The 10,942-nt window shown below is 67.4% G+C and carries 9 protein-coding genes; 1 reads left to right on the top strand and 8 read right to left on the bottom strand.

Annotation, left to right across the window (positions count from 1 at the left end; all coding sequences use genetic code 11):
• Window positions 1–725 precede the first annotated feature (725 nt).
• The 6 genes from rodA (ACJ7C5_RS18565) to ACJ7C5_RS18540 all read right to left on the bottom strand — a co-directional run bounded on the left by rodA (ACJ7C5_RS18565) (window position 726) and on the right by ACJ7C5_RS18540 (window position 8,086).
• Window positions 726–1,874, bottom strand: a complete 1,149-nt coding sequence (gene rodA / locus ACJ7C5_RS18565) for a rod shape-determining protein RodA (RefSeq protein WP_412704741.1) — start codon at window positions 1,872–1,874, stop codon at window positions 726–728.
• 129 nt (window positions 1,875–2,003) lie between these two features.
• Window positions 2,004–3,116, bottom strand: coding sequence for a rod shape-determining protein RodA (gene rodA, locus ACJ7C5_RS18560; protein WP_046985025.1), 1,113 nt, complete (start codon window positions 3,114–3,116; stop codon window positions 2,004–2,006).
• Entirely contained in the window at window positions 3,113–5,188 is a 2,076-nt protein-coding gene (gene mrdA, locus ACJ7C5_RS18555) for a penicillin-binding protein 2 (protein ID WP_412704740.1), read from the bottom strand. Before mrdA ends, rodA (ACJ7C5_RS18560) begins: the two co-directional genes overlap by 4 nt.
• A gap of 3 nt (window positions 5,189–5,191) precedes the next feature.
• The gene (gene mreD, locus ACJ7C5_RS18550; RefSeq protein WP_008265483.1) at window positions 5,192–5,677 is read right to left on the bottom strand and encodes a rod shape-determining protein MreD; all 486 of its coding nucleotides are present in this window, start codon (window positions 5,675–5,677) and stop codon (window positions 5,192–5,194) included.
• Window positions 5,674–6,918: a rod shape-determining protein MreC gene (gene mreC / locus ACJ7C5_RS18545; RefSeq protein WP_412704739.1), complete on the bottom strand. Its 1,245-nt coding sequence runs from the start codon at window positions 6,916–6,918 to the stop codon at window positions 5,674–5,676. Before mreC ends, mreD begins: the two co-directional genes overlap by 4 nt.
• A gap of 121 nt (window positions 6,919–7,039) precedes the next feature.
• Window positions 7,040–8,086, bottom strand: a complete 1,047-nt coding sequence (locus ACJ7C5_RS18540; RefSeq protein WP_005419402.1) for a rod shape-determining protein — start codon at window positions 8,084–8,086, stop codon at window positions 7,040–7,042.
• Between the two features lie 283 nt (window positions 8,087–8,369).
• Between ACJ7C5_RS18540 and ACJ7C5_RS18535 the strand changes: the two genes are divergently transcribed.
• The gene (locus ACJ7C5_RS18535) at window positions 8,370–9,308 is read left to right on the top strand and encodes a carbohydrate kinase family protein (RefSeq protein ID WP_097048864.1); all 939 of its coding nucleotides are present in this window, start codon (window positions 8,370–8,372) and stop codon (window positions 9,306–9,308) included.
• A 178-nt stretch (window positions 9,309–9,486) separates the two neighbouring features.
• On the opposite strand, the gene ACJ7C5_RS18530 is transcribed toward ACJ7C5_RS18535, so the two are convergent.
• Window positions 9,487–10,110, bottom strand: a complete 624-nt coding sequence (locus ACJ7C5_RS18530) for an HAD family hydrolase (protein ID WP_412704738.1) — start codon at window positions 10,108–10,110, stop codon at window positions 9,487–9,489.
• Window positions 10,107–10,841 carry a hypothetical protein gene (locus ACJ7C5_RS18525; RefSeq protein WP_412704737.1) on the bottom strand — a complete coding sequence of 245 codons (735 nt, stop codon included), beginning with the start codon at window positions 10,839–10,841 and terminating at the stop codon, window positions 10,107–10,109. Before ACJ7C5_RS18525 ends, ACJ7C5_RS18530 begins: the two co-directional genes overlap by 4 nt.
• Between the last annotated feature and the right edge of the window lie 101 nt (window positions 10,842–10,942).

Below are 10,942 nucleotides of genomic sequence, written 5' to 3'. Positions count from 1 at the left end.
TTGCCAGCGTCTTGACCGACATCTCCAGCTGACGGGCCGCTGCGGCAGGTCCGAGCGACTCGGCCAACTCCACGGCTTGGTGCTTGAACTCATCGGTGTAGCTACGACGGGTGATACGGGACATAAGAGACCTCCAACTGCGATCAAAGTATCGCTTCTTGGCGTCCGCTGACGGGGGGCCAGATCAGACACCCCCGCATACCCAACCCGACCGGCCTCTGACAGATTTCGGTGGTCTGCCACCCACGGAGAAGAAAGAGAAGATCACAAGCGGGTCGCGCGCTGCGCTTGCTCGAGAGCCGAGCATGGCTATGCCGGTCGTCCTGACCGGCACCCTTCGGGCCGTCGCCGTGGGCGACGTTGGCAGCGGCTCCTGCCGCTGCCTTCGGCTCTACACAAAGCAAGGAAGCGACCCGCCAGGCCGCTTTTGCTTTTGATCTTCTTTTTCTTCTCCGTGGGTGGACGCGCACGGAACCTGTCCGTGGCCGGGTAGATGGGCTGCGCAGGGGCGTGAGCCGCATGGGCCCGAGGCATGCCTCGGGCGGGTTGGGCAGGACGCCCAACCCTGGCCTTGCCGCGCGTGCAGGACTGCGCGCAAGAGCAAGCGGCGACCGGGCTTACATGGACGTACTTGCAGCGTCCCCTGCGCAGCCCATCTACCCGGCCCCACCCATGAACTGCTTTGCGCGACCACCCACGAGGGGCTGCGCCGTTGGCTGGAAACCCTATCCCCCGTGCACGGGCCGGTGCCCACGTACCGCCATCACCAGGCCGATGCCGGCCAGCAACGAGACCGCCGATGTCCCGCCATAGCTGATCAACGGCATCGGAATGCCCACCACCGGCAGCAGGCCGGAAATCATTCCGCCGTTCACCAGCACGTAGACGAAGAACGCCAGCCCCAGGCTGCCAGCCAGCAACCGTGCATGCGTGTCGCGCGCGTGCACTGCGATCCACAGGCAGCGCCCGACCACGAACAGGTACAGCGCGAACAGCGTCGCCACACCGATCCAGCCGAATTCCTCGGCCAGCACCGAAAACGCGAAGTCGGTCGTGTACTCGGGCAGGAAATCCAGTGTGGCCTGGGTGCCCTGCCCCCAGCCGCGCCCCTGCCAGCCACCCGAACCGATCGCGATGCGTGACTGCAGGATGTTCCAGCCGGTGCCAAGCGGGTCTGCCGCCGGGTCGAGGAAGGTCAGTACACGATCCTTCTGGTACTGCCGCAACAGGCCGAACCACGCCAGTGGTGCGGCCACCGCCAGCCCTGCCGCACCCGTCGCCACCCAGCCCCAGTGCAGGCCTGCCAGCAACAACGCGAACACGCCACTGGCAGTGACCAAGGTGGCGGTGCCGAGGTTGGGCTGCATCAGGATCAGCACGGCGGGAACGCCGATCAGCACTGCGGCCGTCAGCACCGTGCGTGGCGAGGGCGGCAACGGCTGCCGATGCAGGTACCAGGCCATCATCAACGGCAGGCTGAGCTTGAGCAGTTCGGACGGCTGCAGGTAGAACACGCCCAGGTTGAGCCAGCGCTGCCCGTACTTGCCGGTGCCGATCACATACACCGCCATCAGCGGCAGCATCGACAGTGCATACAACGCAGGCGTCCAAGCGCGCAGACGCAGCAGCGAGACCCGCGACAGCAACCACATCGCCGCCAGACCACCGGCAAAGCGCGCCGCCTGCCCGACCACTGGTCCGGACACGCTGTGCAGCACCGCCAGACCGGCGGCCATCAGGATCAACAGCGCGACCAGCAACGGCAGGTCGATCGTGCGCACCGCCTCACGGCAGCCGCCAAGCATTCGTTTCCATTCCACGCGGGCCACGGTAGCAACGGGCGCTTGCGTGAAGCTGTCAGGCTGCTTCTGCATTTGTAGAGCCGAGCCATGCTCGACTGCCTTTCGTACAGTGTATGCAGGCCCTGAGCCGAGCATGGCTCGGCTCTACAGGAAGCGGGAGCAGTCGCGCTGGCTCGGCGCTACGGACGAGCGCAACCGGTGCTACCCGTAGCCGCCGTGTACTGGATTGTGGCTGCGTACCGCCATCACCAAGCCGAAGCCGGCCAGCAGCGAAACCGCCGAGGTGCCGCCGTAGCTGATCAGCGGCATTGGCACGCCCACCACCGGCAGCAGGCCGGAAATCATCCCGCCGTTCACCAGGACATAGACGAAGAATGCCAGGCCGGTAGCGCCGGCCAGCAGGCGCGAATAGGAATCGCGCGACTGGCTGGCAATCCACAGGCAGCGCCCGATCACCACCAGATACAGCGCCAGCACGGTGGCCACGCCGATCCAGCCGAATTCCTCGCTCAGCACCGAGAACGCGAAGTCGGTGGTCTGCTCGGGAATGAAGTTCAGGTGCGACTGCGAGCCCTCGCCCCAGCCCTTGCCATCGAAGCCGCCGGAGCCGATCGCGATCTTCGACTGGATGATGTTCCAGCCGGCACCCAGCGCATCCATCTCCGGGTCCAGGAACATCATGATGCGGTCCTTCTGGTACGGCCGCAGCAGCCAGAACCAGGCCACCGGTGCGACCGCGGCCACGCCACCCACGCCCAGGCCAACCCACCACCACGGCAGGCCGGCCAGCAGCAGCACGAACACGCCACTGGCAGCGATCAGCACGCCGGTGCCGAAGTCGGGCTGCAGCATCACAAGGCCGGTCGGCACACCAATGATGACCAGGGCAACCAGCACCGTGTTGAAGCGCGGCGGCAGCGGCATCTTGTGCAGGTACCAGGCCACCATCATCGGCAGGCTGACCTTCAGCAGTTCGGCCGGCTGCAGGTAGAAGAACTTCAGGTCCAGCCACTGCCGCCCGTATTTGCCGGTGCCGAGCACGAACACCGCCAGCAACGGAATCATCGAGATCGCATAGATCATCGGCGTGGCCGAGCGGATGCGCAGGATCGGTACCCGCGAGATGCCCCACAGCGCGGCCATGCCCACCGCGAAACGCGCGCCCTGGGCCATCACCAGGCTGTCGCCGCCCGCGCTCTTGAGTGTCGCCAGACCGATCACCATCAACGCGCCCAGCGCCAGGCACAACACCCAGTCCAGCGTGCTGAAGAAGCGGCGCAGCATATCGCCGGCCCAGCGCAGGAATACTTTCATCGCGCGGGCTCCGCAGTGGTCGGGCGTGGTGTGACCGGCAGTGCGGCGGCAGCCGGCGTACCCGGCTGTGGTGCAGGTACCGGTTCCGGCGCAGGCACGCCGACCAGGACCGGGTGCTCACCCACCTGTGCGGCGGCGAGGTCGCCCGCCTGACGCGCCCCCACGTCTTCGTTGTCGAACGCGGTGGCGCCGATGGCGGTGGTGCCGCGCTCGCTGTCCAGCGGCTGCATGCCTTCAGGCATCTTGCCCAGCAGATAGGCGTCGAACACCTTGCGTGCGATCGGCGCGGCCGCCGAACCACCGTAGCCGCCACCCTCCACCGCCACCGCGATCGCGATCACCGGGTTCTCGACCGGGGCGAAGCCGACGAACAGCGCGCGGTGGCGCAGGTGCATCGGCAGGCTCTTCGGATTCACGGCGGCCGTGCCCTTGCGGCTGATGACCTGCGCGGTACCGGTCTTGCCGGCCATCACGTACGGCGCACCCACCGCCACGCGCCAACCGCTGCCGCCGGGCCGCATGGTCGCCATCATGCCCTCACGCACAGCCTGCAGGTTGCTGGGGTTGGGACTGACCGGCTTGATCTCGCCGGGCGACGTCGCCGCCCAGTCGCTGTCGAAGCCGTCGCGCTGCTGGATCACCAGGTGCGGGGTGCGCAACTGGCCGTCGGCCAGCGCGCTGACGCCACGCGCCAGCTGCAGCGGGGTGACCTTCCAGTCGCCCTGGCCGATGCTGATGTTGACCGTGTCACCGGGGTACCAGGCTTCCTTGCGGCTCTTCCGCTTGTAGGCCGGCGACGGCAGGATGCCGCCGATCTCGCCGGTCAGGTCGATGCCGGTCGGCTGGCCGAAGCCGTAGTACTCCATGTAGTGATCGAAGCGCTCGATGCCCAGGTCCAGCGCCAGCTTGTAGTAGTAGGTATTGACCGACTCGGCGATGGACTTGCGCAGGTCGGTCCAGCCGTGGCCGCCGCGGTGGGCGTCACCCCAGCCACGCGAGGTGCCGGGCAGGTAGAACATGCCGGTGGACAGCACCTTGTCTTCCGGGCGGCGCACGCCCGAATCCAGGCCGGCCAGGCCGATCAGCGGCTTCAGGGTGGAACCGGGCGCGACGCCACCGAGCACCAGGCGGTTGAACTGCGGCCGCGACGGGTTCTCGTTCAGCGCCTTGAAGTCGGCATGCGAAATACCGTTGACGAACAGGTTGGGGTCGTAGGACGGCAGGCTGACCATCGCCAGCACTTCGCCGGTACGCGGGTCCATCGCCACCGCCGAGCCTTCCTGGTCACCGAAGGCGGCGACCATGGCCCGCTGCAGGTCGGCGTCGATCGACAGCCGCAGGTCGGCACCGGACTGCGCGGCGACGCGGCCGATGGTGCGGATCGCACGGCCCTGTACGTTGGTCTCGACCTGCTCGTAGCCGACCTTGCCGCGCAGCTGCTGCTCGTAATAGCGCTCCAGGCCGGACTTGCCGATGTGGGTCAGCGCCGCATTGCCTTCGCCGAGGATCTCCAGATCCTTGTCATCGACGCGGCCGACGTAGCCGATGATGTGCGCGAACAGATCGCCGTAGGGGTAGCGGCGGGTCAGGTAGGGCTCCAGCTCGACGCCGGGGAAGCGCCAGCGGTCGACGGCGAAGCGCGCCATCTCCTCGTCGCTCATGCGCAGCTTCAGCGTGACCGGCAGGAACTTGCGGCGCGCCTTGCGCGACTTGTTGAATGCTTCCAGCTCTTCCGGGCTGATGCTGATGATCTTCGCCAGCCCTTCCAGGGTGGCGTCCATGTCCTTGACCTTGTCCGGGGTCACGTCCAGGCGGAAGGCCGGTACGTTCTCGGCCAGCAGGCGGCCATTGCGGTCGTAGATCATGCCGCGCCCGGGCACCACCGGCCGCGGCTTGATGCGGTTGGCTTCCGAGCGGGTGGCGTAGACGTCGTGGTCCAGCACCTGCAGCTTGAAGTACCAGCCGCCCAGCCCCAGCAGGCAGACCAGCACGCCCAGGAAACCCAGCGCCGCGCGGCGGCGGAACTGTTCGGCTTCGGCGTGCGGATTCTTGACCTGGCGACGCGGGATCATGGCTCAGCGCCCGCGCTTGCCGAAGCGCACCGCATCCAGCAGCACGAACACCAGCGGCCACAGGCCCATGCCCAGCAGCGGTGCCCACCAGTACGACCACGGCAGGGTGGGTTCACCCACCAGGATGTGCACCAGCGCGCTGACGATGCGGTCGTTGAACAGCAGGCCGCCGATGGCCAGCATCTGCTGCGACATCGGGAAGAAGCGGATGCGGGCGCGGAAGCGCTGCAGGATGAAGGCCAGCATCACCAGCCGCAGTGCCTGTTCGCCGAGCACGCCGCCGTACAGCAGGTCGGCGATGACGCCACTGGCGAAAGCAACACCCAGGCCGACGCGCTCGGGCGCTTCGATCACCCAGTAGGCCAGCACCAGCGCCAGCCAGTACGGGCGCAGCGGCTGCAGCAGCGCCGGCAGCGGCAGCAGGCCCAGCAGCAGCGCCACCACCAGGCTGGCCGGCAGCACCCACGGGTTGTCGCGCAGGCGGCTCATCGCTGGGCCTCCGGCGTGGTCGGTTGCCGGCCAGCGGCCGGCACTACCGTGGAGCTGGCTGGAGTGGAGCCCCCTTGTTGTTCAAAGGGGCGCGCCGCAGGCGCGGGGTTAACGAAAGATGCGGGGGCAGCATTCCTCGTCGCAGACGGGGATTGCTGCCGGCCAGCGGCCGGCACTACCGGAGCAGCAGGATCAAGCGAGGGGGCCGGGGCCACCGTCGGCGTCGCAGAGGGAGCCGGTGACCGGCCCACGGCCGGTGCAGGCGTTGCCGGGGCGGGTGCCGGCGCGGTGGCGGCCGGTGTGGTTGCAGCGGGCATGGCTCCCGCCGGCGCGGCAGCGGCGCTGGCCGGGCCACCCGGCGCGGTGGCTTCCAATTGCAGGCGCAGTTCCGGCGGAATCCGGATCGCCGCGCCCGGGCGCAGCAGCAGCACGTCGCGGCCGCGGTCGAGCTGGGCCGCCGGCTTCAGCTCGCCAACCAGGAAGGCATGGGTATCGTCCGGACGCAGGCCGGTGATGGTGCCTATCGGGAAGCCGGCCGGGAAGCGGCCACCGAGGCCGGAGGTGACGATCTCATCGCCCACTTCCACGCCGGCGCTGAGCGGGATGTCGCGCAGTTCCAACTTGTCACCGCGGCCGTAGACGATCAGGCGAACGCCGTTGCGGGCCACCGTCACCGGCACGGCATGGTCGGGGTCGGTCAGCAGCAGCACGGTGGAGGTACCGCCAGTGACGCTGATCACCTGGCCCATCAGACCGCCGGCATCGATCACCGCCTGGCCGACGTGCACGCCTTCGCGGCTGCCGGCGTCGAGCACCAGGCGCTGCTTCACCGGATCCAGGTCGATGTCCAGGATCGGCGCCAGCTGCACGTCCAGGCCACTGCGCTCGGCCACGTTCAGCAGTTCACGCAGCTGGGCGTTGTCCAACGCGGCGGTCTGCAGGCGGGTCAGGCGCGCGTTGGCCAGCAGCAACTGGTTGCGCAGCTCACGGTTCTCGTTGACCAGCTGGCCGTGGCTGGCCGCCGAGTCCTTGACCTGGTTGCCGAGCTTGCCCGGCAGGCCCGCCAGAGCCCATACCGGCTGCACCAGGCTGTTGGCCTGCCCGCGCAGCTGCGCGAGCCAGCCGGCCTGGTCGTCAAGCACGATCAGGGTGATGGCCAGTGCGAGATAAGCCAGCAGACGCAGCGGGCTGGCGGCATCACCGGATCGGGAAGCAACGGGAGGTCCGGCGTAGGGCGGCACGGCAACGATTCAACTGGCAGAAGGCGGAAGGGAAACACGCGGGCGCCCCGCCGGTGCCGGCCCACCCTCGTGGTGGGCCGCACCCCGGAGGGGCGCTGCGGGCGCAGGCAGCCGGGACGGCTTATTCCGGCGCAAAGAACTCGTTGCCGTGCATGTCGACCAGCTCCAGCGCACGGCCACCGCCGCGGGCCACGCAGGTCAGCGGATCGTCCGCCACCTGCACGTGCAGGCCGGTTTCCTCGGAGATCAGGCGGTCCAGGTCGCGCAGCAGAGCGCCACCACCGGTCAGCACGATGCCGCGCTCGGCGACGTCGGCGCACAGTTCCGGCGGGGTCTGCTCCAGCGCCAGCTTGACCGCGCTGACGATGCCCGACAGCGGTTCGTGCAGGGCTTCAAGCACCTCGTTGGAGCTGATCTTGATCATCTTCGGCACGCCCTCGGCGAGGTTGCGGCCGGAGATTTCCATCTCGATCACTTCCGCCTGCGGGTAGGCACAGCCCAGCTCGACCTTGATGCGCTCGGCGGTGGCTTCACCGATCAGCATGCCGTGGTTGCGGCGCACGTAGTTGGTGATCGACTCGTCGAAGCGGTCGCCACCGATGCGGACCGACGCCGAATAGACGATGCCGTTGAGCGAGATCACCGCCACTTCGGTGGTGCCGCCGCCGATGTCGATGACCATCGAGCCACGGGCTTCGGTCACCGGCATGCCGGCGCCGATCGCGGCGGCCATCGGTTCTTCGATCAGGAACACGTCACGGGCACCGGCTTCCTCGGCCGATTCCTTGATCGCGCGGCGCTCGACCTGGGTCGAGCCGGCCGGCACGCAGACCAGCACGCGCGGGCTCGGGCGCAGCACGCGCGACTTGTGCACCTTCTTGATGAAGTGCTTGAGCATCGCCTCGGTATAGGTGAAGTCGGCGATGACGCCGTCCTTCATCGGGCGGATGGTGGTGATGTGGCCCGGGGTACGGCCAAGCATCTGCTTGGCCTCGGCGCCTACGGCTGCCACCGAGCGGGTGCCACCGATGGCACGGTCCTGACGCACGGCCACGACCGATGGCTCGTTCAGCACGATCCCCTGCCCGCGCACGTAGATAAGGGTGTTGGCCGTGCCCAGGTCGATGGACAGGTCGTTGGAGAACATGCCACGGAGTTTCTTGAACATCTGAGGAAGGAGTCCTGAGGGGTGTCGTGCCCGCCGCGGGATGGCGAAAAAATGGGCAGAAATCGAGGCCGACAAGCCTAGCAACCCGCCTGCCGCCGAGCAAGGAAAAAACTAGCTGAACCCGCGTCTTCACAGGCTTTCGGCCTGATCGGGTCTCACCCGGTTCTGGCCCTGAGCGGCACCAGCGGGTAACCTTTGCGCCGTCGGGCGCCCAAGGGCGCCGTTTGCTTGCCCGCCGAACCGGGCCGGCCCACCCCAAAATTCACCGCATAGGCTTACATCGATGTCCGCTCTGATCTGTGGTTCTCTTGCCTTCGACACCATCATGGTGTTCCCGGACCAGTTCAAGAATCACATCCTGCCGGACAAGGTGCACATCCTGAACGTGTCCTTCCTGGTGCCGCGCATGCGCCGCGAGTTCGGCGGCTGCGCCGGCAACATCGCCTACAACCTGCACCTGCTGGGCGGCCAGCCGATCCCGATGGGCACCGTGGGTTCGGACTTCGGTCCGTACCGCGAATACTTCGACGGCCTGGGCATCGACCTGTCGCGCGTGCGCGTGATTGATGAGCTGTTCACCCCGCAGGCGTTCATCACCACCGACCACGACAACAACCAGATCACCGCCTTCCACCCGGGCGCGATGATGCGCTCCTACGAGAACCACGTGCGTGGCGTACCGGGCGTGACCCTGGGCCTGGTCGGCCCGGACGGCCGCGAAGGCATGATCCAGAACGCGCAGGAATTCCACGAAGACGGCATTCCGTTCATCTTCGACCCGGGCCAGGCCATGCCGCTGTTCAACGGCCCGGAACTGCGCGCCTTCATCGAGCAGGCCGACTACGTGGTGGTCAACGACTACGAGTCGAACCTGCTGCAGGAACGCACCGGCTGGGACGAGAAAGAGATCGTCAGCCGGGTCAAGGCCTACATCACCACCCGTGGCCCGAAGGGCGCGGTCATCCACACCCCGGAAAAGAGCTACGACATCCCGCCGGCGCACGAGCGCCGCGTGGTCGACCCGACCGGCTGTGGCGACGCGTTCCGCGCCGGCCTGATCTACGGCATCCAGAAGGGCTACGACTGGCTGACCATCGGCCGCATGGGCAACCTGATGGGCGCGCTGAAGGTGGAGCACCCGGGCACCCAGAACCAGCGCTTCACCTTCGAAGAGTTCAACGAGCAGTTCAAGCAGCAGTTCGGTTACGCGCTTAGCGCGTAACCAAATTGCTCGCGCATCCCACCTTATCCCCGCGCCTTCGGCGCGCCCCCTTGAACAACAAGGGGGCTCTCCACCCGATGCGCTGCTGGGAATGCTGTTGGTAGGTGTCGACCTTGGTCGACACGCTGTGCCCTGGTAGGTTTCGACCTTGGTCGACACTGCCGGCCAGCGGCCGGCACTACCCCTTCTGCTGCCAGGCCGCCAACAGTGCACGGCAATCGGCGAAATGCCAGTCGGCACTGCCCGGCCACGGGTTCTCCGGCAGGTTGACCAGCACGGTATGGGCGCCCGCGGCGCGCCCGCACTCCAGGTCATAGGCGTGGTCTCCGACCATCACCGCCTCCGCAGCCCCGATTCCCCAGCGTCGAAGATGCTGCTGCAGGCCATCCGGCGACGGCTTGGGCACCGCTTCATCGCGGCCGATGATGTCGGCATCGTCGAACAGTTCCCCGACCCCGATCGCGTCCAGGGTCAGCTTCGCCAGCGCATGATCGTTGCGGGTCAGGATGCCCAGCCGGCAGCCCGCCGCCGACAGCGCGCGCAGCAGCTTCACCGCACCCGGCGCCGGCAGTGCCTCCTCGGCCAGCGCACGTTCGTGATCCAGCAGCCACTCGCGCTTGGCCTGCGCCGGCGCATCCGGCAGCGCTGCGATATGGTCGAGGATGTCTTCCTCCGCGGCGATCTGCAGCGCGCGGCGGATCGCGGCGAAATCATGCACGGCGACGGTCAGCGTGCCATCCATGTCGAAGACCCAGTGCCGGATTGCGGACAACGCGTGCACTGCGCTGCCCGTCGCGATCATGACTGCCACCACTGCGGCATGCGGCTGGCGTCGACACCGCCGGTTTCGAACACGGCCGTACGCGTGCCGCCAGCCTTGACCGGGAACTCGATGCTGATCGACTTCCCCTTGCGCGCCAGCTTCCACAGCGCCTTCTGGTCGGTGATGAACAGGGCAATGGCTTCATCGGTCTTCGGCCGCCACGCCGCCATGGAAATCGGCTTGCCGTTGTCCACGGTCACCTTCACCGTGCACTGCGGGCAGCGGAAATCACCGGCCTGCAGCACCAGGTAAGCGTGGCGCTTCCATTCCGGGTGATCGCGGAACACCAGCTGCACCGGCTTGGCGCCGCTGCCATCCACGTCCACCCGCTCCTTGCTGTAGATCTGCGCCGAGACCTGGTTGCCCTTGTTGCCCACCGGGATCTGGTTGTACTGCCACAGCGCCTGCATGCGGCGCAGGTCGCGCGCAGCATCGCCCTTGGCCTTGACCTCGTCGAAGCCGGCGGCGATGCGCTCGGCAGCGGCGGTGTCCTTGTACTGGTCCAGCAGCGACGCACCATGCAGGCGCGCGCGTTCCCAGTCCTGCGCGGCCACGGCCATGTCGTACTGCTTGGCGACGTCTTCGGCCTTGGCCTCCTTCTGCGCCTGCACGGCAGCCGCGGCGGCTTCCTGCGCCTTGCGCTCTTCCTCGGGGTTGCTGCAGGCAGCCAGGGCCAGCGTACAGGCGGTGAGCAGGATCAGTCGTTTCATGGCGGAGGTCCTTGGTGTATTCGCATTCTTGTAGAGTCGAGCCATGCTCGGCTGCCTCAGCAAAAACAAGGAAAGCAGGGTAAAGAGACGAAAAAAAAAAA

Source organism: Nocardiopsis yanglingensis (genome assembly GCF_045809185.1).
In the GTDB taxonomy this organism is placed as follows: Bacteria; Pseudomonadota; Gammaproteobacteria; order Xanthomonadales; family Xanthomonadaceae; genus Stenotrophomonas; species Stenotrophomonas yanglingensis.
The sequence above is the reverse complement of the archived record's forward strand: the minus strand, read 5'-3'. Positions and strand labels throughout refer to the sequence as shown.

Bases quoted from the DNA above. Each gene is read 5' to 3' on its own strand.
- ACJ7C5_RS18525 (WP_412704737.1), bottom strand. From the start codon at position 10,841: ATGAAACGACTGATCCTGCTCACCGCCTGTACGCTGGCCCTGGCTGCC.
- mreD (WP_008265483.1), bottom strand. From the start codon at position 5,677: ATGAGCCGCCTGCGCGACAACCCGTGGGTGCTGCCGGCCAGCCTGGTG.
- mrdA (WP_412704740.1), bottom strand. From the start codon at position 5,188: ATGATCCCGCGTCGCCAGGTCAAGAATCCGCACGCCGAAGCCGAACAG.
- rodA (WP_412704741.1), bottom strand. From the start codon at position 1,874: ATGCAGAAGCAGCCTGACAGCTTCACGCAAGCGCCCGTTGCTACCGTG.
- ACJ7C5_RS18530 (WP_412704738.1), bottom strand. From the start codon at position 10,110: ATGATCGCGACGGGCAGCGCAGTGCACGCGTTGTCCGCAATCCGGCAC.
- ACJ7C5_RS18535 (WP_097048864.1), top strand. From the start codon at position 8,370: ATGTCCGCTCTGATCTGTGGTTCTCTTGCCTTCGACACCATCATGGTG.
- ACJ7C5_RS18540 (WP_005419402.1), bottom strand. From the start codon at position 8,086: ATGTTCAAGAAACTCCGTGGCATGTTCTCCAACGACCTGTCCATCGAC.
- rodA (WP_046985025.1), bottom strand. From the start codon at position 3,116: ATGAAAGTATTCCTGCGCTGGGCCGGCGATATGCTGCGCCGCTTCTTC.